The sequence below is a fragment of the Celeribacter ethanolicus genome (assembly GCF_002407265.1).
Classification (GTDB): domain Bacteria; phylum Pseudomonadota; class Alphaproteobacteria; order Rhodobacterales; family Rhodobacteraceae; genus Celeribacter; species Celeribacter ethanolicus.
Genome location: NZ_CP022196.1, coordinates 982,533 through 1,006,083 on the forward strand (window position 1 = coordinate 982,533; position 23,551 = coordinate 1,006,083).

The following is a 23,551-nucleotide window of genomic DNA, read 5'->3' on the forward strand; positions in this document are numbered from 1 at the left end:
TGGGGGACGGTTCGCCCCCCTCAGGCGGTCGTCCCGAAAACCGTTGTGACGGCAGGACGACGCACGAACAGCGCGCGTTATCCCGCCAGATAGGGGCGCAACCCCCGCATGTCATAGCCCGCACCCGCCGCCTGGGAGATGATCTCCTCCGGGTCCATCCGGCCCGATTGTGCCAGAGCCCAGGCGGTCGTCGAGCGCGTGCCCGAGCGGCAATAAGCATAGACCGGCCCGGCTTCCTCGCTGAGGATGCGGGCGGTTTCCTCGATCAGCTCTTCCGGGAACTGGCCGGGGAAGATCGGCAGATAGGCAAAGTTCAACCCCGCCTCGAGCGCCGCTTTCTCCATGATCTCGGACTCGAACCCCGGATCGACTTCCATATCCGGGCGATTGCAGATCAGCGTCTTGAAGCCCTTCTCCTTGAGGATTGCGACCTCTTCCGGGGTGATCTGGCTGCTGACCGTGAGCTGGTCGTTGATCTTGTTGAAATCCATTGTCGCGTCTCCTGTGCGTGGGGCCGGTTTGGCCCCACGTCAAAAGACGTCTCAGAGGCCGTTCACCGGAACTTTGAGGAAAGTCTTACCGTCCTGATCCGGCGGCGGCAATTCACCGGCGCGCATATTCACCTGCAAAGACGGAATAATCAGCCGCGGCATCGCAAGCTGCGCATCGCGTTCGGTGCGGAACTTGACGAAATCGTCTTTCGATTTGCCGCCACCGACGTGGATGTTGTGTTCCTTCTCGGCCCCCACCGTGGTTTCCCACGCGATGTCGCGACCGTTCGGGCCATAGTCGTGGCACATGAACAGGCGCATGTCGTCCGGCAGGGCCAGAACCTTCTGGATCGAGTCATAGAGCACACCGGCGTCGCCACCGGGGAAGTCGGCCCGCGCCGAGCCGCCATCGGGCATGAACAGCGTGTCGCCGGTGAAGGTCGCATCGCCCATCACATGCACCATGCAAGCGGGCGTATGACCCGGTGTGTGCATCGCGAAACAGTGCATCGTGCCGACGGTGTAGGTGTCGCCATCCTTGAACAGCCGGTCGAACTGCGAGCCGTCACGCTGGAACTCGGTGCCTTCGTTGAACACCTTGCCAAAGGTTTCCTGCACCGTGACGATATGCTCTCCGATGCCGATCTTGCCGCCAAGCGCGTCCTGGATATAGGGCGCGGCCGAGAGGTGGTCGGCATGGACATGGGTCTCGATCAGCCACTCGAGCTTGAGCCCCTGTTCTTTGATATAGGCGATGATCTCGTCGGCGCTCTTATAGGTGATGCGCCCGGCGGCATAGTCGATGTCCATGACGCTGTCGACAACGGCGCAGGCGTCCGAGTTCGGGTCTTTGACCACGTAGGAAATCGTCCAGGTCTCCGGATCGAAAAAGGCTTTGACGTCGGGTTTGACCGACATGTCGACGGGGTAGTTGGAACCCATGGGTTTCTCCTCTTCAACTGTTGCGGCTTCGGCGGCGCGTTTTGGCATGCCGAAGCCTTTCTGTTTTTTTCGACCTGTGCCCGACGGAAGTCCGACACAAGTCCGACGCTTTGCCGACCGGGTGTTATGCCCGTTTCAGGCTGCGGTTTGCGGTTTGCTTCATGACAAATTTCGCGGCGAAAATCCCTGCGACAAGTGCGCCGAAGAACACCCAGACATTCGGGTCCGTGGTGCCGAGCGCCGGAAGCGCGCCGCCCGGACAGAACCCCGCGATGCCCCAGCCGACGCCGAAGACAAGCGATCCGCCCACCAGTTTCGCGTCGATGGTCCGCGAAGTCGGCACGATGAATTTCGGCTCGAACGCAGGGGTTTCATAGCGTTTGAACAGCCAGCGGTAGCCAAAGAAGCTCACCGTCACCGCGCCGCCCATCACGAACATCAGGGACGGGTCCCAGACCCCAAAAAAGTCAAAGAAATTAAGGACTTTTGCGGGGTTCGCCATGCCAGACATGGAAATGCCGAGGCCAAAGATCAGGCCGATGACATAGGTCAGGATCAGTTTCATCTCACGCCCCTCCCAGCACATGGCGGATGATGAACACCGTCACCGCCGTGGAGGCCATGAAGGACAGCGTCGCCACGATCGAGCGCGGCGACAGGCGCGACATGCCGCAGACCCCGTGCCCGGAGGTACAGCCGGAGCCATAGGTCACACCGATGCCGACGATGAACCCGCCGACGATCAGCGCCAGTTTCGACACCGGCACCTCGACCTCGGGCATATGCCCGGTAAAAAGCATGAACGCCAAAGGCCCGGTCATCATCCCCGCCAAAAGCACCGCCCGCCAAGCCCAGTCCGACGAATTCGCCGGGGTCAGAAACCCTGCCAAAATGCCCGTCGCACCGAAAATCCGGCCTTGGAATGCCATCAGAAGCACCGCGGCCGTGCCGATCAGCATACCCCCAAACAGCGAGACCCAGGGGGTGAACTCCGTTGCAGTGATCTCGGTCATCAGTTTGCTCCTCCCGAACGAAGAGCAGGATCGGGCCTTTCGGCCCCAAAGAGCTTCGTCATATGTGCGTATCCTTTTTTCTTGCGGGTTTCCCGCTTGTCGACCTTTGTATGCGAGCGCTCACGGCTCTGTCGGTGAGTTTGTCACACACCGTCCGGTCACAGGCTCGTGAAGCCCCGCTCTGTGCCCCAATGCCCCAGATCAAGGCTCCCCGACCGGACTGAGCCTATGCTATCGTTCATCGAACTCTCGTCGTGAACCCCTTGTGAAAGCGTCATAAACATCATGTTTGCAGATATCGTAAACGCACTTGGCGGTGTCGGCCTTTTCCTGTTCGGCATGATCTGGCTCACCGAAGGGCTTCGCGAGCTGGGCGGCCCGGCGTTGCGCCATGCCCTGGCGCATTTCACCCGCACGCCCCTGAGCGGTGCGGCCACCGGGGCCGTGACGACCGCGCTGATCCAGTCCTCAAGCGCCACAACCGTGACCGCCGTCGGCTTCGTCAGCGCCGGGCTTCTGACCTTTCCACAGGCGCTCGGCATCATCTTCGGCGCCAATATCGGCACCACCATCACGGGTTGGATCACCGCCGTGCTGGGGTTCAAGATGGATTTGGGCCAGATCACCCTGCCCTTGGTGTTCCTCGGCGCGCTGGCCCGGATGTTCGGCGGGCCGCGCCTCAAATTCGCCGGGCTTGCACTCGCGGGCTTTGCGCTTCTGTTCCTCGGCATCGACGTGATGAAATCGAGCCTCAGCGGTTTCGAAGGGCTGATCACACCCGAGGATTTCCCCCGCGACACGATCTTTGGACGCCTCGCCCTGATTGGCATCGGCATGGCCATCACCATCGTCACGCAATCCTCAAGTGCGGGTGTCGCCACCGCCCTTGCCGTGCTGGGCGCCGGGGCGATCAACCTGCCACAAGCGCTGGCGCTGGTGATCGGCATGGATGTCGGCACCACCGTGACCGCAGCGCTCGCCACCTTGGGCGGTTCCACGGCGGCGCGGCGCACCGGGTTGTCGCATGTGATCTACAACCTGCTGACCGCGACCATGGCGTTTTTCCTGCTCACACCTTATAGCACGCTGATCGCCCTGCCCTCCGTGCCCGTCGATCCGCAGATCGCGCTCGTGGCCTTTCACACCGGGTTCAACCTTCTGGGCGTGCTGCTGATCCTGCCCTTCACCACACCTTTCGCGCGGCTGGTGACATGGATCGTGCGCGACCGCGGCACGGTGCTGACCGGCGCTCTGGGCAAGGAATTGCTGGCCGATCCGAACCTCGCCTACGATGCCGCCGCCACGACCCTCGACATGCTGGCGCGGGCGCATTTCAACTGTCTGTCCCGCCGCATCCTGCATCCGGAGATGAGCCGCGACGAGGCCGCCCATCTGCGCCAATTGCGCGAGGCGATCACCGAGCTGCGCGCCTATGTCGAAGGGATTGCCGCCACCGATGATCCGGCCCGCATCGCGCAACGCGCCACGATCCTGCATGTGCTCGACCACCTGAGCCGGTTGCAGTTCCGCTGCACCCAGGACAGTCGCATCGCAGCCCTGGCGCGGGATCGCCGCCTCAGCCGTCTGGCCCGGGTGCTGGCGCTATGCGTGGCGCAAACCGGCAGAGATGAAGGCCTCAGCGCCTCGGAAAGCCGGTTCAAGCGCCTGCGCCATCTGATGCAAAACCAGCGGGAGATTTTCCGCCTCCACACCATGGAGCAAACACCCGGACGAGGCCTCTCCGCCGAGGAGATGGGGCTCCGGCTCGACGCGATGCGCTGGCTCCTCCGGGTGAGTTATCACCTCTGGCGGATCACCTTCCACATGCTGAAACTGCAACAAGGCCGCGCCCCCGCCTCGCCGCAACGGGAGGCGGCGGTGGACGTTCTCACCGACTGACGCCTGATCGTTTGGGGCTTATTCGCCCTGCGCGTCGGCGCGGGATTTCCCGGCCACATCCATCGCGAGCGTCGCCGCCATGAATTTATCGAGGTCACCGTCGAGCACGCCCTGAGTGTCCGAGGTCTCGTAATTGGTGCGCAGGTCTTTCACCATCTGGTAGGGCTGAAGCACATAGGAGCGGATCTGGTTGCCCCAGCCCGCCGAGCCTTTGTTTTCATGCGCCTCGTTGATCGCGGCCGAGCGTTTCTCAAGCTCCAGTTGATAGAGCCGGGATTTCAGCGCCTTCATGGCGATGTCGCGGTTCTGGTGCTGCGACTTCTCGGAGGAGGTCACCACGATGCCGGTTGGATGGTGGGTGATCCGCACCGCCGAGTCCGTCGTGTTGACGTGCTGACCGCCCGCGCCTGAGGAGCGATAGGTGTCGATGCGGATGTCGGCGGGGTTCACCTCGATCTCGATATTGTCGTCGACCACCGGATAGACCCAGACGGAGGCAAACGACGTCTCGCGCGTGCCCTTGCCGAAGGGCGAAATGCGCACCAGACGGTGCACGCCGCTCTCGGACTTGAGCCAGCCATAGGCGTTGGGCCCGGAGATTTTATAGCCACAGGATTTGATCCCGGCCTCGGCTCCCGCCTCTTCGAACTGAAGCTCGACCGTGTAGCCTTTCTTCTCCGCCCAACGCACATACATGCGTTGCAGCATCGAGGCCCAGTCGCAGGCCTCCGTGCCACCCGCACCGGCGTTGATCTCGAGGAAGGTGTCGTTGCCGTCGGCCTCACCATCGAGCAGAGCCTCAAGCTCCTTCTCGGCGGCGGTCTCGGCCAGCGCCTTAAGCGCGTTTTCGGCATCCGCGACGACTTCCTCGTCCTCTTCCATCTCGCCCAGTTCGATGAGCTCGATATTGTCGGTCATCTCCGTCTCGATCGAGGTCGCGGTCTTGACCGCATCCATCAGCATCTGACGATCGCGCATGAGCTTCTGCGCCCGCGCCGGGTCATCCCACAGCGTCGGGTCCTCGATCATGGCGTTGAATTCTTCGAGCCGGTGCGGCGCGGTCTCCCAATCCATCCGCTGCTTGAGCAACGCCACGGATTTCTCGATCTTGGCCACGGTATTCTGGATTTCAGCGCGCACGGGTTCACCTGTCGGTCTTCGAAAGTTTGCAGAGAGATACGCGGCAAACGGTCGAGACACAAGACCCGGACAAAGCCCGGCGCGATCACAGATTACTCAAAAACGGCTCCTCCCGCACGCTCGTGCTTTTTCAACCCCTTCTCGATCCAGTTCAGAGCGAATTGCGCCGGTCCCCGGATCCCCGCCTGCGGCGCATCCGGGCGGTCCTCCTGGACATGGGCGTTCTGCATCAGGCTTTCCATCACATGACGAGCGCGCTTGAGCTGGTCCACCGTCAGACGCGGCGGCGTGTTGTGACTGACATCCGACAGCACGGTCTTGTGCACCGCCGAGGCAAGGCTCCAGACCGTCTGATAACGTAGCCCCTCCAGCATCGGATCTGCGGCGATCCGCGCGATGCAGTCGATCAGCGCCTCGAAACTGTCGATGTCGCGCCGCTCGCGCAGCATCTCGGCGGCGACGAAAATCTCTTCCGGTTCGGCACCGGGGCGCAAGCCCTCGCGCACCGGCGACAGATCGCCCAGCTCACGTGCCCGGTGATGAACCTGCTGGCGAACCGCGTGAAGCACATCCGCCCCGGCATTCGCATCGAAATCGTTGTACAAGCTGGTCAGCCGCGTGTTTTCCGCTTCCAGTTCCTCGACCTGCGCCTGGGTGGTTTCGAGCTTTTCCTTGACCTCCCGCAGCTTGATCTCGAACTCGCCGATCTTGGCGCTTTCGACGTTGCGTGTCAGAGCTTCGAGTTTTTCAGGATGGCGGATCAGCCAGATCACAACCCCGCCGAGCAAGAGCACCCAGAGCGGCACATATTCGGTGAAAAGTTTCAGGTATTGAAAAAAGACGTCGTTTTCCATGGCAGGCCTCAAGGCATTCAATCAATGCCCCGAGGATAGCACAGAATCGCAGCCTGACCTAACCCGCTCTAATACAGCCCGCCCGACGACAGAGAGTTGATCGTCGCTTTCTCCGGCACGGTGATCGTCCGCCCGGTCGAGGTCTGGACCTCGCGCGTGCCGTCTTCGCTGTCGCGCTCGCCTGCCGAGAACAGCGGCAGATCGGCGCCCATGGCGAAACCGCCGTCATACATCAGGCCGAAGATCGGTTCTTCGCCGTCGCGGAAATACTCCGCCACCACGTTCGGCCCCGAAGCGCTGTCGGAGAGGCGCGCGCCGGTGAACCGGTCGATCTTGATGAAATGCCCTCCCGGCGGGACCTTGAACTTGCCGCCGCCGTATTTCTTGACGGCTTCCTGCATGAAGCTGTTGAACACCGGGCCGCAATAACCGCCGCCCGAGGCCCCGCGCATCGCCCGCGGCGTGTCGTAGCCGATGTAGCAGCCGGCCACGATGTTCGAGGTGAAGCCGATGAACCACGCATCCTTGCCGTCGTTCGTCGTCCCGGTCTTGCCCGCCACCGGCACCGGAAGGTTGACCCGGCCCGCCGCCGTGCCGCGCTGCACCACGCCCTGCATCATTGAGGTGAGCTGATAGGCGGTGATGGCGTTGATCATGCGTTCGCGGTTCGACACGATCTTCGGCGCGACGCCGGGATCGAGCGAAGCCATGTCGCAATCCTCGCAGATCCGCGCGTCGTGGCGGTAAATCGTCCGGCCGTAACGGTCCTGCACCCGGTCGACCAGCGTCGGCTCGACCCGCTCGCCGCCATTGGCGAACATCGCATAGGCCGAGACCATCTTGAACACGGTGGTTTCTTCGGCGCCCAGAGCGGAGGCGAGGTATTGCCCCATGTGATCGTAGACCCCGAAGCGTTCGGCATAGCGCGCCACCGTGTCCATGCCGACCTCTTGCGCGAGACGGATGGTCATCAGGTTCCGCGATTGCTCGATCCCGGTTCTGAGCGGGGTCGGGCCGTAGAATTTGTTCGACGCGTTCTTGGGCCGCCAGACGCCCTGTGGCGTGTTCACCTCGATGGGCGCGTCGACAATGATCGTCGCGGGGGTAAAGCCGCTGTCGAGCGCCGCCGCATAGACGAAGGGCTTGAACGAAGAGCCCGGCTGGCGCGTCGCCTGGGTGGCGCGGTTGAACACGGAGTGCTCATAGGAGAACCCGCCCTGCATCGCGATCACGCGGCCCGTGTTGACGTCCATCGCCACGAAGGCGCCCTCGACCTCCGGCACCTGCCGCAGGCTCCAGCGGATCAGATCGCCTTCGCCATCGTTGCCCGTGGTCATACGCCGGATGTGCACCACGTCGCCCCGGGTGAAATTGTCCCGGAAACTGCCCTTGATCCACTTGATGTCCTCGCGCGGCACGGTGACCTCGCCGATCCCGTCCTCGACCATGACCGTCATGGAGGCATCGCCGATCTCGTTCACCGCCCCCACATACCATGTGCCATCAAGCGAGATGTCCCGCGCCACCTGAAGTGCGCCAAGCGCCGCCAGCCATGCGTCCGTGTCGAGCGTGGCGGGGTCGATGGTTTTGCCCGTGCCGTGCCAGCTCCCGCGCGAGCGGTCGAGCTCTTCGAGACGGCGTTGCAGCGAATGCGCCGCCACCGTCTGCATCTCCGGGTCCATGGTGGCGCGGATCGACAGGCCCCCTTCGAAGAATTCCTCTTCGCCGAAGTCTTTCGACAACTGACGGCGGATCTCGTCGGTGAAATAATCCCGCGGCGGCAGGCTTTCGCGATAGGACGGGTAATCGCCAGTCTGTACCGTTTTGATCGGCTTGGCCCGCGCGGTTTCGTAGTCTTCCTGGCTCAGGTAGCCGTTTTCATACATCTCGCGCAGCACATAGTTGCGCCGTTCCAGCGCGCCGTCATAGTTCTTGGCCGGGTTGTAGGAATAGGGCGCTTTCGGGTGGATCGCGAGGAAGGCCGCCTCTTCCGGAGCCAGCTCGGAGAGCGATTTGTTGAAATAGCTCTGCGCTGCCGCCGTCACCCCGAAAGAGCGCACGCCGAGGTCGATCTCGTTGAGATACAGCCCGAGGATCTGGTCCTTGGTCAGGGTCTGTTCCAGACGGGTGGCCAGGATCAGCTCCTTGATCTTACGTTCCGCAGATCGCGATCCGTCGAGAAGAAAGTTCTTCATCACCTGCTGGGTGATGGTGGACGCGCCCCGAAGCGGCCCGCCCCTGGCCGCCGTCAGCGCCGCCGAGGCCATGCCGCGCAGGTCATAACCGTGGTGTTTGTAGAAATTCTTGTCCTCCGCCGAGATGAAGGCGTTCTTCACCAGATCGGGGATTTCCTCCGGCGGGGTATAGAGGCGGCGTTCCTTGGCGAACTCGTCGATGATCCGGCCCTCGCCCGAATAGATGCGGGAGATCGTCGGCGGCTGATACTGCGCCAGCGCCTCGTGGTTCGGCAGATCGCGCCCGTACATCCAGAAGATGCCACCGATGACGATGGCCACAAGGAACAGCCCCGTGGTGATCCACGAAAAAATCGTCCCGAAGAAAGAAAGGATGAATCTGAGCACTGAGGTTTCCTGCAATCGTTCCCACACCCGTGCGCCCGGCTGACTCGCGTCCCCGGCACATACCTGCCCCTCCTTATACAGGGTCGACGCGATGGTCAAAACATCCCCGGCCGGATCGCGCGCAATTGTGAGCAGAAAGACGCCGCCCGTGAACGGCGCCGCTTGCCGTCCCCTTGCCGCCCTGTGCGCACGGGCCTATGTCCGGGGGCATGAAACCCGAAGACATCCTTCCCACCTATGAACGTCAGGCCCGCGCTTTCGATCTGGCGCGCGCGAAGACCCTGTTTGAGCGGCCCTGGCTCGACCGGATGCTGGGTTACACCCCCCAGACCGGTGGCAAGCGCCATGTGCTCGATCTCGGCTGCGGGTCGGGGCGCCCGATTGCGCAATATCTCTCGGACCGGCGCTGTGAAGTGACCGGGGTGGACGGGGCCGCCGCCATGGTGGCGCTGTTTCAGCAGAACCTGCCGAAGGCCCGGGCGATCCGGGCCGACATGCGCGGGCTCGATCTGGGCGAGAGCTTCGATGCGGTGATCGCATGGGACAGTTTCTTTCATCTCGCAGCCGAAGATCAGCGCGCCATGTTTGCCACCTTCGCCCGGCACCTGACCCCGCGCGGCACATTGCTGTTCACCACCGGTCCCGACGCGGGCGAGGCAATCGGCAGCGTCGAACACGAGACCGTCTATCACGCGTCCCTGTCGCCCGACGAGTACCGCCGTCTGATGGCCGATCAGGGGATCGAGGTCATCGCCTTCACCCCTGAAGACCCCGGTTGCACCGGGCATTCGGTCTGGCTGGCGCGGAAAACCGGCTAGAGGACACGGAAACGCCGCGCAGGTTTGCCGGCTCCTTCTTGCCCTATCCCCAAGGTTGAATATTTTCCCTGTCTGCGATGGTGGTTCCAAACGCCCTTGGGGCGGAAAATCTGACGGAGCTGACCTGCCCGACACAGGCGGAAAAGTTTACCGCAGCAAACTGTACCGCGCTCAGAATTGCGGTGTCTTACGAGGATTTCGCCGGGTATATCGCGCGCTGCGCCAGTATCCCCCCCGACCAAACGCCGCTGGTTTTTCTGGAACATGGGCGGTGTAAAGGGCCGCGGGGCCTGCCCGGAGACCCGCTGAAATATAGCGCCGCCGAAGCCGTGATCCTCACAACGCGTGACTACCAGTTCTTCGACTTTTACCAGAGCCTGCTCAATTTCATGGAACAGTACTGGCACGTGAAATTGGGCGCAGAGAATACCCTGATCGAAAGCCAAATAACGCGGCTTCACAATGTCGGCTGCATGATCGGCGCGGTCTGTTATCAGCACCCGGAACTGAACGCCGCACCAGAAGAGCAAATACCTCGATTAAAGCTCACGCCTTTGACCAGAGACATCAGACAAAGGCGAGGCATGTGAAACGCTTATATCTCGTACTGCGTTCCGCCAAAAGCTGTGTCTCGGGTTTTGGCGGAACGCTTTAAGCCGGGATGCGTTGCCAAGCGTGTCCCGCTGTTTCTCTCTTGCGTCGCTGTCGGCATCTCTTTAGGGAGGTTTTGTTATGTTATCACGTATCAAAATCTGTCACCAAGACCAAGGAAAGACCCCAATGCACAAGACCACCATCGCTCTGGCCTTTGCGAGCACCCTGTCGGCAGCCCTGTCCTTCGCCCCGGCTCAAGCCCACGATCACAGCGCCCACGCGCATGATCACGACGAACAGATCTACAATGGCTATTTCGAAGACGCTCAGGTCGAGGATCGCCCGCTGTCCGACTGGGCCGGCGACTGGCAATCCGTCTATCCGCTGCTGACCGAGGGCAAACTCGATGCGGTCATGGCCCATAAGGCCGAGCATGGCGACAAGAGTGCCGCAGAGTACACCGCCTATTACACCACGGGCTATGCCACCGATGTGGACAAGATCGAGATCGACGGCGACACCGTGACCTTCCATCGCGGCGCTTCCGCCACCCGTGCGCAATACGAAAGCGACGGCTACGAGATCCTGACCTATTCCAAGGGCAATCGCGGCGTGCGCTTCATCTTTGAAAAGATCGCGGGCGATGCGGAAGCGCCGCAGTATATCCAGTTCAGCGACCACCGGATTTTCCCGTCAAAGGCCGATCACTATCACCTCTACTGGGGCAACGACCGCGCCGCCGTGCTCGAAGAGCTGACCAACTGGCCGACCTATTACCCGGCCGATCTGAGCGCAGCGCAGGTCGCAAAGGACATGATGGCGCATTAAGCGCCGTCGCACAGCCGGACAGGGATCGGTTCTGATGTCACCGGTATGATCGCCCTGTCCCCGTCCCGGAGGTTCCCTGTGCCTCCGGGGCATTTATTTCCGCAACCTGTCCCGAAGCGACACCTCTTCCTCTTCCCATGCCAGCAAGGCATCGCGAATGGCCCAGGCCGCTTTCGTCCGCCAGGCCTGATCCTTGAGCTTCGCCCGATCCTTGGCCGAGGACAGGAAGCCCAGCTCGATCAGCACCGAAGGCATGTCCGGCGCCTTGAGCACCGAAAACCCGGCCTCCAGACGCGGACGTTTGTGCATGCCGACGCTCTCGTCGAGGTATTTCACCAGACTGTCCGCCAGCCGATCCGTGCGCGGCATGGTCTCGGTCCGCGCCATGTCCATCAGCACGGTGGCGATCACATCGTCCTGCCCCGTCAGGTCGACCCCGGCCAGCAAATCCGCCCGGTCGTGGCGTTCCGCAAGCTTCTGCGAGGCGGCATCGGAAGCGCGCTCCGCCAGCGTATAGATCGTCGCCCCCTCGGCGCGCCCCTCGGCAATCGCATCGGCATGGAGCGACAGGAAGACATCCGCCCCCGCCTCCCGTGCCAGCGTCAGCCGGGTTTCCAGCGGCACGAAGACATCCTCCGTCCGCGTCATCACCACGTCAAAGCCCCCGGCGCGGTTCAGCACATCCTGCAACTCGCGCCCGAAGGTCAGCATCAGGTCCTTTTCCCGCTCCCCGTCACGCTCTGCCCCCGGGTCGATGCCGCCATGACCGGGGTCGATCACCACTCGCAGCGGTCCATCGCCGAACCTGCGCAGAGGGGCGGTTTTTGCCGCCGCATCGCCTGTCTCTTGCGCAGAGGGCCGCACCAGTTGCGCATCCGGCGGCGTGCCCGCGCCCAGAGCGAATTCATCGGAGGCCGTCGGATCGAGATTGAGCGTCAGCACCGCGCCCTTGTCATCACGGCTCATCTCGGCATGCACAAGCGCATAGGGATTCGCGAGATCGAGCACCATCCGCGACCAGCCCGGAGTGAAGCCCCCGACCCGCAGCCCGCTCACCCCTTCGGCCGTGTCGAACGCTTCGGTGTCGAATCCGGTCCAGTCCACTTCGGAGAAATCCACCACCATGCGGCGCGGATCGTCGAGCGTGAAGATGCGAAACGGCACCGGCTGGCTCAGCCGCAGCATCATCTCGAGACTGTCGCCCTGATCGACCAGCGCCGAGGCACTGCTGTCGGCCCGTGCCAGCGCGGTCAGCCCGCCCGGCGGCTCCTGCGCCTCCGCCCGTGCGGCCAGAACGCCGCCGATCAGAAGCAGAGCCAGAATGAATTTCAAAACCAACGCCCGCATCACGCCCTCATGACTTATTTTGTGCAAGAGATACCATGTCTGTGCCCGAAAACCAGCCACGGACATGTGAAGCACCCCAGATAGCCCTCAAACAGTTGACCCCGTGGACGTTGCATCGCAGGCTTTGCGCAAATGACAAGGGAGCCGACCATGCGCCTGCCCGTTCTGACCGCCCTCACCGCCATGCTCTCCCTGCCCGCGCTGGCAGATCCGCTGCCGTCCTACTGGCAGGACGACCGCGATTTCTACAACGAGATCGCCGATGCCGCCTGTGTCGGCAGCGCTGACGACAGCGATTTCGACAGGCTTATCACCGCCGCGATTCAGGAGGCGAACGCCCCCGCAATGATCGCGCTGCGCTGGATGGTACTTTCCGAAAGCTGCGTGCAATACAATCCGGACGGCGATCTGCTCACCAACAGCCTGATGGTGATGGCCGCGCTTCAGGCCTATCCCATTGCTCAGAGCAATCTCGCGGGCAGCTACCTGCATGGCTATTACGGCATCGAACAGAACCCCGACGAGGCGGAAGCACTGTACGATCAGGCGATTCAGGGCGGCTATGGCGAGGCCGCCTCGGAATACGCCCGTGCGCTGATCGAAGGCGACATCCTGACGCGCGATCTGGACAAGGCGGCCGACCTGCTCGCCGTCGCCGAACGCGAAGGCGTCGAGGCCGCCACGCTCGCCCCGCTCCGGACGCGGCTCTCCGAACTGGGTGGCGCTGAGGTCGGCGAGCCGCATATCGACCCCAGTTGGGACGGTGTGGATACGAGAAGACTCGCCGAGTGGCTCTACGAAGGCCTCTACGGCAGCGACGACACGGAGTGAAGCTCCGTCGACACCCGGCCCCGGAGGTTTTCACCAGAGGCTTGCATATGGCGCGCAATCGGTCGACCCGGTGCAGGACGGCTCAATGGACGAACGGGTTTCAAACACCGCGCCCGGCCATGAACCCGGCAAGCCGTTTGAGACCTTCGCGAATATCCTCGGTCGAGCGCGCATAGGAGAACCGCAGCATCCGCGCGCCGCGCACCGGATCGAAATCGATCCCCGGCGTGACGGCCACGCCCGCCTCGGCCAAAATCTCGTCGCAGAAGGCCTTGCTGTCATCGGTATAGTCCGACACATCGGCGTAGATGTAGAAGGCCCCGTCCGGCGGCGCGATCTTGTCGAAGCCGATCTTCGGCAGCTCCTCGAGCATCAGCCGACGGTTCTCCGCATAAACATCGACCATCTGCTGGCATTCCTGCCGAGACTCCAGCGCGCCCAGAGCCGCGACCTGCGAGGCATGCGGCGGGCACAGAAAGAAGTTCTGCGCGATGCGTTCGATCACCCGCACATGATCCTCCGGCACCACCATCCAGCCGATCCGCCAGCCGGTCATGGAGAAGAATTTCGAAAACGAGTTGATCACATAGACATCGTTCGACAGCTCAAGCGCTGTGACCGCCCGGCCCTCGTACTGGATGCCGTGGTAGATCTCGTCGGAGATGAAAGCGATGCCCTTGTCATGGCAGGTCTTGATCAGCGCGCCCATCTCCTCATGGCCCAGCATCGTGCCCGAGGGATTGCCGGGGCTGGCCACGATCAGCCCGTCGAGCCCTTCGGGGATCTCGGAAGGCACCGGTTGCAGACGATTTTCCATTTTCGTCGGAATGCCGACTGGCGTGATGTCGAGACCGGTGAGAATCTGCCGGTAGGACGGATAGCCCGGCTCGCCCATGCCCACTTTCGCCCCCGCATCAAAGAGCGCCGTGAAGGCAAGAATGAACGCCCCCGAGGAGCCCGGCGTGATCACCACGCGCTGCCAATCCAGATCGACCCCGTACCAGTCCTTGTAAAGCGCCGCGATCGCCTTGCGCAGCTCCGGCAGGCCCAGAGCCACGGTATACCCCAAGGGATCGGCCTCCATCGCCTCTTCCACCCGCGCGCGCGCTTTCGAGGGCGCGCCCGTTGAGGGCTGGCCGACCTCCATATGGATGATCGAGCGCCCCGCCTCTTCGGCCGCCCGCGCCGCCTCCATCACATCCATCACGATGAAAGGGTCGACCACGGATCGTTGCGAGGTTTTCATGACGGGACTCCTGAATTTCATATCGGCCAACCCATGCCAGCCACCGGCGGGAATTGCAATGTGGCGGATCACGCGCAGGCGGTTTGCATCCCTGCACCCGCGCCTGTTGCATCTCCCTCCGCTGCGGCCTTGGGTCACGCAACTGTAGGGTGGAACCGGTCGCAGGATGTGGTAGATGCGACGGAACAGATCCTCAAACGGAGACAGACGATATGCCTTTTGCCAAAGCCTTGACCCGCCTCGGCGGCGCGGCGCTTTTCACCGCCTCCACCGCCCTTGCAGCAAGCGCTTTTGACATGGCCGACATGTCGGATGCGGAGCGCGAGGCCTTCCGCGCCGAAGTCCGCGCCTATCTTCTCGACAACCCGGAAGTGCTGATGGAGGCCGTCGACGTCTATCAACAGCGCCAGGCCGACCAACAGGTTGCCAATGATGCCGATCTGATCGCCGCCTATGCCGGTCCGATCTATGACGACAGCAACGATGCGGTCTATGGCAACCCGGACGGCGACATCGTCATCGTCGAGTTCTCCGACTACCGTTGCGGCTATTGCAAGAAAGCCTACCCGGATGTGCAGGCGCTTCTGGAGAAGGACGGCAACATCAAGCTGATCGTCAAGGAATTCCCGATCCTCGGCGACGCGTCCGTTCTGGCCGCGCGCTTTGCCGTCGCGACCAAACTCGTGGAAGGCGATGAGGCCTATCTCAAGCTCCATGACGAGTTGATGCAGGCCCGCGGAGACATTTCCGAAGGTGCGCTGCGCCGTCTCGCCAAGGATCTCGGCATCGACGCCGACAAGGTGATCGCCGAGATGGACAGCGACGGGGTCACCGCGGTTCTGGCCCAGAACCACCAGCTCGCCACCGCGCTGCAAATCTCCGGCACGCCCGCATTCATCATGGGCGACCAGATGCTGCGCGGCTATGTGCCCTATGACGGCATGGTCGAAATCGTCAAAGAGGTCCGCGCCAACCGCTGAGGCACGCCGAGTTTATCAATGCTGTGCTGAAACAAGAAACCCCGCCGGTTTGGCGGGGTTTTTATTTGAGTATTTGAGGCGGCACAGGAAACGCCGAAGTTATTCGGCGGGCTCGTCGACGGAGGCAGCGTCAAGCTCGGCGGCCTTTTTCTCCACCTGTTCGACGATATGCTCGATCATGTTGTCGTTTGACATTTTATGCGACTGAGTGCCGCCGAGATAGACCATGCCGTGACCTGCGCCCCCGCCGGTCCAGCCGACATCGGTCATCAGCGCCTCGCCCGGCCCGTTCACAACGCAACCGATGATCGAGAGGCTCATCGGCGTCTTGATATGCTCAAGCCGCTTTTCCAATTCCTCCACTGTTTTGATCACATCAAACCCCTGACGCGCGCAGGAAGGACAGGAAATGATATTCACGCCGCGGTGGCGCAGACCGAGAGATTTGAGGATCTCATAGCCGACCTTCACCTCTTCGACCGGATCGGCGGACAGCGACACCCGCAGCGTATCGCCGATGCCCATCCACAGAAGTTGCCCCATGCCGATGGCGGATTTGATCGTGCCGGACATCAGCCCGCCCGCCTCGGTGATGCCGAGGTGAATGGGCGCGTCGGTGGCCTCGGCCAGTTGCTGATAGGCGGCAGAGGCCATGAACACGTCGGAGGCCTTCACCGAGATCTTGAAATTGTGGAAGTCGTTGTCTTCGAGGATCTTGATGTGATCCATGCCGCTTTCGACCATCGCGTCGGGGCACGGCTCGCCGTATTTCTCCAACAGGTGTTTTTCGAGAGAACCCGCGTTGACCCCGATGCGGATCGAGCAATTGTTGTCCCGCGCCGCCTGGATCACGTCCTTGACGCGCTTCTCGTCGCCGATATTGCCCGGATTGATCCGTAGGCAGGCCGCGCCAGCCTCCGCCGCCTCGATGCCGCGCATGTAATGGAAATGGATGTCGGCGACGATCGGAACCGGACTTTCGCGACAGATTTCCTTGAGCGCGGCAGAACTTTCCTTGTCCGGCACGGAGACGCGCACGATGTCGGCCCCGGCCTCGGCAGCGCGGATCACCTGATCCAGCGTCGCCTTGACGTCATGGGTCAGCGTGTTGGTCATGGTCTGCACGGAGATTGGCGCATCGCCCCCGACCGGCACGTTCCCGACCCAGATCTTGCGGCTCACACGGCGGTCGATATTGCGCCAGGGGCGGACGGGATTGTGCGACATGGGAGCCTCTTTTGCGAAACGCGTTTGGCCTTAGATAGGCCTCTGCGTCGCGGGGGGCAAGCCGTCAGACCTGGCTTTCCACGTCACACCCCTGCGACTTATTCCGCGTTTTGCGCCACGCGGAACATCTCCGCCACGCTGTCATTGGCCGCGAGATCGACCGGGCCATAACCGTCAGAGACATCGGCCACGGAGAGCGCGACATTCTTGACCACCTCGCCCGAGGAACCGACCGGCCCATAGGCCTGACCGTTCACCGCAAAATAGACGCCGCCGCCATTGCCGGTGCGCAGCACGGGCGGCTGTTCCATCGCGGGCACGACATAGCGTTCGCCCGCATCGAGGATCTTCTCGAAAATCACCGACCCGTCGGCGGCCTGCACCCGCACCCAAGACGGCAGAACCGCCACCAGCGCCAATTGCGGCGCGTCTCCCGCAGTGACCTGCACAGGCGAATCCTCCGAGCCCGACAGAGCGGCATCGGCGATCAGATTCGACATATCGTTGAGAATGGATTCGCGATCGGCGGCGGCACTTTCGCCAGCCAGAGCGCCCACTTCGCGCGGATCGAGCGAGGCAATCGGCCCGTCGCGCGGCACCAGCACCGGCACGTCGAGGGCCTGCGGCCGGTAAAGCCGATCCAGCGCTTCGGCGGAAGGCGTGGCCAAGCTCACACTTTCGTCCATGCCCGCGACGACCATCTGGTCCCCGCCCAAGGGCGCCACTTCGGAGATCACGCCGGGGGCCTGATCGACCGGGGCGAGTTTGACCTTTTGAATTTCCTGCAACACGGTCCAACCGCCATAGCCGATCACGCCCAGAAGCGCGAAAAGCACCGCCGAGGAGCCGAGCGCCCCCGGCTCGATGCGCGACAGGAAGCTTTGCCCGCGCGGCACGAAACTGGCATTCGGATTGGCGAACGGATCGCTGACCGTGGATTTCTGCGCCGTCCTGGCGGGACCGCTGCGTTTCGTGGAAGCCTGCGGCGACATGCCATGGGCGACAGCGAAACCGCTTTCCTGACAAAACCGCGCAAAGGCCCAGTCGGGATCGAGATCGAGATAACGCGCATAGGAGCGCACGTAGCCTGCGATGAAACCCTGGGTTTCGAACACGGAAGGATCGGCGTTCTCGATCGCGGCGATATAGGTCGCCTTGATCTTCAGCTCGCGCTGCACGTCGAGAAGGGATTTGCCGATGGTCGCGCGTTCGCCACGCATGATGTCCCCGAGCTTCAACTCGAAATCATCAAACCCGCGAGGATGTTCCGTATCCTCGACAGGTGGTTTGCTCCACCGCCCGATCATGAGCCTGCCCCAAGTTGATCCTGTCCCGATGGGGTTCCTGACGATTCGCCGAAACCCCTTGGAACAGTGTTATCACATGCTCAAACCAGCCGCACAGCAGATATGCGGTTCAGCCGGCCAATTCGGCACGATTCAGCGCACAATGGCTCCACAAAGCGTCAAGCGCCTTGATCAGGTGATCCATCTCCTTCGGACCATGCACCGGCGAGGGCGTGAAGCGCAGGCGCTCAGTGCCGCGCGGCACGGTCGGGAAGTTCACCGGCTGCACGTAGATACCATACTGCTCCAGCATCATGTCCGACATCAATTTCGTGTGCTTCGGATCGCCCACGATCAGCGGCACGATATGCGAGCCGTTGTCCGTGATCGGCAGACCCAACCCCTTGAGCCGGGTCTTGAGGATTTTCGCCTGGGTCTGGTGCTCTTCGCGCAGTTTCACCCCGCCCTCGCCTTTCAGGAAGGCGATGGAAGCCGCCGCACCCGCCGCCACCGCCGGCGGGATCGAGGTCGTGAAGATGAAGCCCGGCGCATAAGAGCGCACGGCGTCACACATTTTCGCGCTTGCCGCGATATAGCCGCCGAACACGCCGAAGGCCTTGCCCAGCGTACCGTTGATGATGTCGATCCGGTCCATCAGACCGTCGCGCTCGGCCACACCGCCGCCGCGCGGGCCGTACATGCCCACCGCGTGCACTTCGTCGAGATAGGTCAGCGCGTTGAATTCGTCGGCAATGTCACACAATTCCTTGATCGGCCCGAAATCGCCGTCCATCGAATAGACCGACTCGAACGCGATCAGTTTCGGCGTCTCGGGATCGTCGGCGGCCAGCAACGCGCGCAGGTGATCGAGATCGTTGTGGCGGAAGATCCGCTTGGCGCCACCGTTGCGGCGGATGCCTTCGATCATCGACGCATGGTTCAACTCGTCGGAATATATGATCAGCCCCGGGAACAAGGTCGGGAGCGTCGAAAGTGTGGCATCATTTGCGATATAGGCCGAGGAAAAGACCAGCGCGCCCTCCTTGCCATGCAAATCGGCCAGTTCGGCTTCGAGACGTTTGTGGTAGACCGTGGTGCCCGAGATGTTGCGCGTGCCGCCGGACCCGGCACCGGTCGCATCCACCGCTTCTTTCATGGCCTCGATCACGACGGGATTTTGCCCCATGCCGAGATAATCGTTGCCGCACCAGACGGTGACGGGCTGCTCGGTGCCATCGGGGCGGGTCCAGGTGGCGTGCGGAAACTGCCCGCGCTTGCGCTCGATGTCGATGAAGGTGCGATAGCGCCCCTCGTCGTGCAAACGTTGGATCGCCTCGTCAAGCTTCGCCGTGTAGTCCACTTTTTGTCCTTTCGCGCGTCTCGGGTCTGCCTCTTTTAGCGGCATAAAACGAAAATTGCGACTCATATTCACAATTCGCAAGATAATACCGCCACCAAACCCCGTAAGGGCTGAACAAGCCTTATTCTGTCCGGCCCTTTTAGAATGACTAAAAACCCCTTCTGAATGATCTATGTCAACCCATGGTCTCGACTGGACACCGGGAATGAGAGGCGTAAGCTGCGGCAAAACATCCAGAGCACGATCAAAGGTTTCCGATAATGAACACACGTCTCGATCCGGTGCTGTCGCGCATCGACGACACCCTCGAACCGACTCTCGAACGCCTGATGTCCTTCCTGCGCATCCCCTCGATCTCCACCGATCCGGCGCATAAGGCCGATTGCAGGACTGCCGCGGAATGGCTTGTCGCCGATCTGAAATCCCTTGGTGCCGAGGCCGAGCTTTGCGACACCCCCGGCCATCCGATGGTCTGGGGCAAGATCGGGTCCGGTGCGCCGCACCTTCTGTTCTACGGCCACTATGACGTCCAGCCGGTCGATCCGCTGTCGCTTTGGGACCACGACCCGTTTGCCCCCTTCATCGAAGAGCGCGAGACCGGAAAAGTGATCCGCGGCCGCGGCGCCTCCGACGACAAAGGCCAGCTCATGACCTTCGTCGAGGCCTGTCGCGCCTGGATCGCCGAACATGGCACCCTGCCCTGCACCATCACTTTCTTCTTCGAAGGCGAAGAGGAAAGCGGCTCGCCTTCGCTCATCCCTTTCATGGAAGCCAACAAGGACAAGCTTGCCGCCGATCTCGCCCTGATCTGCGACACCTCGATGGTGTCCCCGGGCGTGCCTTCCATCGCCTCGCAACTGCGCGGCATGCTGAAAGACGAGTTCACCCTGATCGGCCCCTCGATGGATCTGCATTCCGGCCATTACGGTGGCCCGGCGCTCAACCCTCTCAAGGAAATCTCTAAAATTGTCGCGAGCTTCCATGACGAGCAAGGCCGCGTCACCGTCAAGGATTTCTATGAGGGTGTCGAGGAAGTCCCCGCGGAACAGCTCGCACAATGGGAAAGCTGCGGCTTCGACGAGGCGGAATATCTCGGCAACGCTGGCATGACCGTCGCCCATGGCGAGGCGGGCTATTCCGCCCTCGAACAGCAATGGGCCCGTCCGACGCTGGAAATCAACGGGCTCTGGGGCGGCTATCAGGGTCCCGGCTCGAAAACCGTGATCCCGGCGGAAGCGCATTGCAAGATCACCTGCCGTCTGGTTGGCACACAAGACCCGGACAAGATGCGCAAGAACCTGCGTGCTCATGTCGAATCCCGCCTTCCGGTCGACGCCAAAGTCGTCTGGGATCAGGATCTCGAAGGCTCCCCCGCCGCCGTGATGAACACCGCGCGCCCGGAATTCGAAGCCGCCCGTCAGGCGCTCTCGGACGAATGGAACCGCGAGGCGGTGTTTGCCGGCATGGGCGGCTCGATCCCGATCGCCGGGTTCTTCACCACCATTCTCGGCCTCGATTCCATGCTTGTGGGCTATGCGGACGACGACGACCGCATTCACTCGCCGAACGAGAAATACGGGCTCAAGAATTTCCACAAGGGCATCCGAAGCTGGGCCCGCATTCTCGATGCGGTATCGAAAGCCTGACCGCGGCGCTTGCCTGTGGCCACAAACTCAAAAGCCTCCGGCATATCCTGTGCCGGAGGCTTTCCCTTCCCCACCGCGTGGAACGGACACCGCAACTCCTTAGATCAAAGCCAGCTACGGCTCTCAGGAACAGCCCGGGAACACGGCACGTTCTATGCAGATTTCTGTGCGCCGTCCTGTGCGCCGCTGTCAAAACATGGCACCCGGATGCCTGCCTCCTCGCACCATCCGCCCACACGCATGGCACCGGCGCCCCCCCCCAAAAAAAACGCCTCAGCCTTCCGCCGGTCGCGCCCCGTGGAGCAGTTTTGCGATCAGCAACACCCAAGGCAGCCCGTGCATCGCCAGATCGAACATGTCGATCGGGCGCGACAGCGTCCCTGAGGCGAGCATTTTCAGCTTTTCCCAGACATGCGGCTCCGGCACGAAAGGCGCGAGCCCCAGCGTCAGCGCCGCAATCACAAATGTCGACAAGGGGATGGAATCGATCAGTTTCATCCCCTGTTCCTGCCCGTCTTCAGGACAAAGACCAAGACCTTTTTCACCGGGCCGATCTGCCGGGATGTCGTTCTGCGCTCTTCGCTTCCCCGCCTCACACTTGCCGCGGCAACAGACACCGAAATCGCGCCATTCGTTTTCGGGACGACAGACCGATCACAGACCTGACACCCGCCGCAGCCCGTCGTAAAACTGCGCCACACCACATCGTTTGCTCCGCACATCGCTTGCACCGCGCCATATCCGCGCGCAAAGCCCCCCGCGCCGACACATCGCTTCAATGAGGCACGTCCACACGCCTCGCCCCGCAATCCTGTGGCAACCCCACCCCTATGCCTGTGGAATATCGCCCCCCCCCCATGCGCAAAGGGCGCCTGACGGTGCGACCTCAGAACAGTTCGAGATCGCTCGTGCGTTCCGGGGTCGGCCGTTTTTCAACGATCTGCGACGCATCGGAGACCAGCTTTTGCCGGGCTTTGCCAAGCGCGGGCATAAACTCGACCCGCCGCGCCTGCGCCCCGCCAAGGCTCTGCCCGTCACAGGGAATGTTCTCGCGCTCGAGATAGGACAGCACGAAGGTGCCGTTCTGGTTCCCGGCATTCGTCAGCCCCTTGTACATTTCTGCACCGCCAAACACCTTGGCCCTGAGCCTTTCACGCCGTGCCCCGTGCCGGATCAACCCGTTGATCAGAAGCTCCATGGCATTGGCTCCGAAGGAACTGACATCACTGCGCGAGGGTGGCCCTTCGGGTAGCAGGAAATGGTTCATCCCTCCGACCCGCGCCACCGGATCCCAGAGACAGGTGGCAACGCAGGAGCCGAGAATGGTGGAAATCACCGCCGCCTCGCAATCCCCGATGGCATATTCCCCCTGAGCGATATAGGTCCGGCTGCCGGACGCACGTTTTTCGGAAATCGTCGTCATGTCGCCCTCGCATGTGCCGGGCTCTCGCACAGACGCAGGATCTCATCTCCGAACACGTCGAGATCGGCCCATTGTTCGACACCGCCCAGCTCTCCGGCCACTCGCGGCATGCCGAATACGATGCAGCTTTCCTCGCTCTGCCCAAGCGTCCGGGCCCCGGCCTGGCGAAGCGCTGCCATGCCTTCCGCCCCGTCGCGCCCCATACCGGTCAGGATGCCCGCCGCCACCCGGTGCGCCATCGGCAGGGCCGAGAGGAACATCGAGTCCACAGACGGGCGGTGACCGGACACCGGTGGCCCCTTGTGCAAGGTGACCCCCATATCGACGGGACCACTTAGATTGAGATGTGTGGCCCCTCCCGGCGCGATCATCACCAGACCGGGTTCCAATACGGCGCCATCGGTTGCCAGCCGAACCCTGGGCGCAACCAGAGGATCGAGCCGCGCGGCAAAGCTGACCAGAAACGGCTCGGGCATATGTTGCGTGATCAGGGTCGGCGGACAATCCGGGGGAAAGCGTTGCAACACACGTTCAATTGCGTCCACCCCGCCCGTCGACCCTCCGATCAGGCAAATCCTGTGAAACTGTTGCTCCCGGATCGGTCGAGACCGCGGCACTTGGGCGCTGCGCGGCCCAGGAAGACGCGCCCGTGCCGCCAGAACAACCATTTCCGAGAGCCGCGAGAAATTTTCAAGCCCATCTCCAAGCTTGGGTTTTTCCACACAATCGACCGCCCCGAGGGCCATGGCTTCCACCGCGACATCGCTGCCCCGACGGGTCAGCGTCGAGACCATCACCACGGGCATCGGACGATGCCGCATGAGGCGCTTGAGAAACTCGAGCCCGCTCATGCTTGGCATTTCGACATCGAGCGTCATCACATCCGGACGATGCGTGTTCACCGCATCCCGTGCCTCGCGCGCCGTCCCGGCCTCGGCCACCACGGCAAGGCGGCTGTCGGCTTCGAGGATCGACCGGATGAGGCGACGCATCGTGGCCGAGTCGTCTACAATCAGTACACGTAACGGTTTCAAACCATTCTCC

The 23,551-nt window shown here is 62.4% G+C and carries 22 protein-coding genes; 7 read left to right on the forward strand and 15 right to left on the reverse strand.

The features are described 5' to 3' along the window. Positions 1–77 precede the first annotated feature (77 nt). From CEW89_RS04775 to CEW89_RS04790, 4 genes are all read right to left on the reverse strand, one after another. Positions 78–491, reverse strand: coding sequence for a protein tyrosine phosphatase family protein (locus CEW89_RS04775; protein ID WP_096805098.1), 414 nt, complete (start codon positions 489–491; stop codon positions 78–80). A gap of 51 nt (positions 492–542) precedes the next feature. Further along, positions 543–1,433 (reverse strand): MBL fold metallo-hydrolase, encoded by an 891-nt coding sequence (locus CEW89_RS04780; RefSeq protein ID WP_096805099.1) that lies wholly within the window; start codon positions 1,431–1,433, stop codon positions 543–545. A gap of 124 nt (positions 1,434–1,557) precedes the next feature. Continuing rightward, the gene (locus CEW89_RS04785) at positions 1,558–1,998 is read right to left on the reverse strand and encodes a DUF6691 family protein (RefSeq protein ID WP_096805100.1); all 441 of its coding nucleotides are present in this window, start codon (positions 1,996–1,998) and stop codon (positions 1,558–1,560) included. Position 1,999: 1 nt separating this feature from the next. Next, entirely contained in the window at positions 2,000–2,446 is a 447-nt protein-coding gene (locus tag CEW89_RS04790; protein WP_096805101.1) for a YeeE/YedE family protein, read from the reverse strand. A gap of 285 nt (positions 2,447–2,731) precedes the next feature. Here CEW89_RS04790 and CEW89_RS04795 point away from each other — a divergent pair, with 285 nt between their 5' ends. Beyond that, positions 2,732–4,345, forward strand: coding sequence for a Na/Pi cotransporter family protein (locus CEW89_RS04795; RefSeq protein WP_096805102.1), 1,614 nt, complete (start codon positions 2,732–2,734; stop codon positions 4,343–4,345). A gap of 18 nt (positions 4,346–4,363) precedes the next feature. On the opposite strand, the gene prfB is transcribed toward CEW89_RS04795, so the two are convergent. The 3 genes from prfB to CEW89_RS04810 all read right to left on the reverse strand — a co-directional run bounded on the left by prfB (position 4,364) and on the right by CEW89_RS04810 (position 8,921). After that, entirely contained in the window at positions 4,364–5,485 is a 1,122-nt protein-coding gene (prfB, locus tag CEW89_RS04800; RefSeq protein WP_066709406.1) for a peptide chain release factor 2, read from the reverse strand. A 92-nt stretch (positions 5,486–5,577) separates the two neighbouring features. Next, a complete protein-coding gene (locus CEW89_RS04805) occupies positions 5,578–6,339 on the reverse strand; it encodes a hypothetical protein (RefSeq protein ID WP_096805103.1) in 762 nt (253 codons plus the stop codon). A 68-nt stretch (positions 6,340–6,407) separates the two neighbouring features. Beyond that, entirely contained in the window at positions 6,408–8,921 is a 2,514-nt protein-coding gene (locus tag CEW89_RS04810; protein ID WP_096805104.1) for a penicillin-binding protein 1A, read from the reverse strand. Positions 8,922–9,130: 209 nt separating this feature from the next. Between CEW89_RS04810 and CEW89_RS04815 the strand changes: the two genes are divergently transcribed. The 3 genes from CEW89_RS04815 (at position 9,131) to CEW89_RS04825 (ending at position 11,161) form a co-directional block, all read left to right on the forward strand. Continuing rightward, complete coding sequence (locus CEW89_RS04815) at positions 9,131–9,739, forward strand: class I SAM-dependent methyltransferase (protein WP_096807132.1); 609 nt, start codon at positions 9,131–9,133, stop codon at positions 9,737–9,739. A 77-nt stretch (positions 9,740–9,816) separates the two neighbouring features. Further along, on the forward strand, positions 9,817–10,329 hold the full coding sequence (locus CEW89_RS04820; protein WP_096805105.1) for a hypothetical protein: 513 nt from the start codon (positions 9,817–9,819) through the stop codon (positions 10,327–10,329). Between the two features lie 190 nt (positions 10,330–10,519). Further along, entirely contained in the window at positions 10,520–11,161 is a 642-nt protein-coding gene (locus CEW89_RS04825) for a metal-binding protein ZinT (protein WP_198403497.1), read from the forward strand. Positions 11,162–11,254: 93 nt separating this feature from the next. Here the strand turns inward: CEW89_RS04825 and CEW89_RS04830 are convergent, their stop codons facing one another. Then, positions 11,255–12,508: an N-acetylmuramoyl-L-alanine amidase gene (locus tag CEW89_RS04830; protein WP_096805107.1), complete on the reverse strand. Its 1,254-nt coding sequence runs from the start codon at positions 12,506–12,508 to the stop codon at positions 11,255–11,257. A 150-nt stretch (positions 12,509–12,658) separates the two neighbouring features. On the opposite strand from CEW89_RS04830, the gene CEW89_RS04835 reads away from it, so the two are divergent. Then, complete coding sequence (locus CEW89_RS04835; protein WP_096805108.1) at positions 12,659–13,339, forward strand: SEL1-like repeat protein; 681 nt, start codon at positions 12,659–12,661, stop codon at positions 13,337–13,339. Positions 13,340–13,439: 100 nt separating this feature from the next. On the opposite strand, the gene CEW89_RS04840 is transcribed toward CEW89_RS04835, so the two are convergent. Continuing rightward, positions 13,440–14,585: a pyridoxal phosphate-dependent aminotransferase gene (locus CEW89_RS04840; RefSeq protein ID WP_096805109.1), complete on the reverse strand. Its 1,146-nt coding sequence runs from the start codon at positions 14,583–14,585 to the stop codon at positions 13,440–13,442. Positions 14,586–14,797: 212 nt separating this feature from the next. Between CEW89_RS04840 and CEW89_RS04845 the strand changes: the two genes are divergently transcribed. After that, entirely contained in the window at positions 14,798–15,565 is a 768-nt protein-coding gene (locus tag CEW89_RS04845) for a DsbA family protein (protein WP_096805110.1), read from the forward strand. 99 nt (positions 15,566–15,664) lie between these two features. Here the strand turns inward: CEW89_RS04845 and ispG are convergent, their stop codons facing one another. The 3 genes from ispG to hemA all read right to left on the reverse strand — a co-directional run bounded on the left by ispG (position 15,665) and on the right by hemA (position 19,438). Further along, positions 15,665–16,792 (reverse strand): flavodoxin-dependent (E)-4-hydroxy-3-methylbut-2-enyl-diphosphate synthase, encoded by a 1,128-nt coding sequence (gene ispG, locus CEW89_RS04850; protein WP_066709437.1) that lies wholly within the window; start codon positions 16,790–16,792, stop codon positions 15,665–15,667. A 98-nt stretch (positions 16,793–16,890) separates the two neighbouring features. Continuing rightward, complete coding sequence (locus CEW89_RS04855; RefSeq protein ID WP_096805111.1) at positions 16,891–18,099, reverse strand: helix-turn-helix domain-containing protein; 1,209 nt, start codon at positions 18,097–18,099, stop codon at positions 16,891–16,893. Between the two features lie 109 nt (positions 18,100–18,208). Next, positions 18,209–19,438 carry a 5-aminolevulinate synthase gene (gene hemA, locus CEW89_RS04860; RefSeq protein ID WP_066709443.1) on the reverse strand — a complete coding sequence of 410 codons (1,230 nt, stop codon included), beginning with the start codon at positions 19,436–19,438 and terminating at the stop codon, positions 18,209–18,211. 260 nt (positions 19,439–19,698) lie between these two features. Here hemA and CEW89_RS04865 point away from each other — a divergent pair, with 260 nt between their 5' ends. Further along, positions 19,699–21,084: a dipeptidase gene (locus CEW89_RS04865; RefSeq protein WP_096805112.1), complete on the forward strand. Its 1,386-nt coding sequence runs from the start codon at positions 19,699–19,701 to the stop codon at positions 21,082–21,084. A gap of 273 nt (positions 21,085–21,357) precedes the next feature. Here the strand turns inward: CEW89_RS04865 and CEW89_RS04870 are convergent, their stop codons facing one another. The 3 genes from CEW89_RS04870 to CEW89_RS04880 form a co-directional block, all read right to left on the reverse strand. Beyond that, the gene (locus CEW89_RS04870; protein ID WP_096805113.1) at positions 21,358–21,582 is read right to left on the reverse strand and encodes an RND transporter; all 225 of its coding nucleotides are present in this window, start codon (positions 21,580–21,582) and stop codon (positions 21,358–21,360) included. A 388-nt stretch (positions 21,583–21,970) separates the two neighbouring features. After that, positions 21,971–22,507 carry a chemotaxis protein CheD gene (locus tag CEW89_RS04875; protein ID WP_066709452.1) on the reverse strand — a complete coding sequence of 179 codons (537 nt, stop codon included), beginning with the start codon at positions 22,505–22,507 and terminating at the stop codon, positions 21,971–21,973. Further along, a complete protein-coding gene (locus CEW89_RS04880) occupies positions 22,504–23,541 on the reverse strand; it encodes a protein-glutamate methylesterase/protein-glutamine glutaminase (RefSeq protein WP_096805114.1) in 1,038 nt (345 codons plus the stop codon). Before CEW89_RS04880 ends, CEW89_RS04875 begins: the two co-directional genes overlap by 4 nt. Positions 23,542–23,551 lie beyond the last annotated feature (10 nt).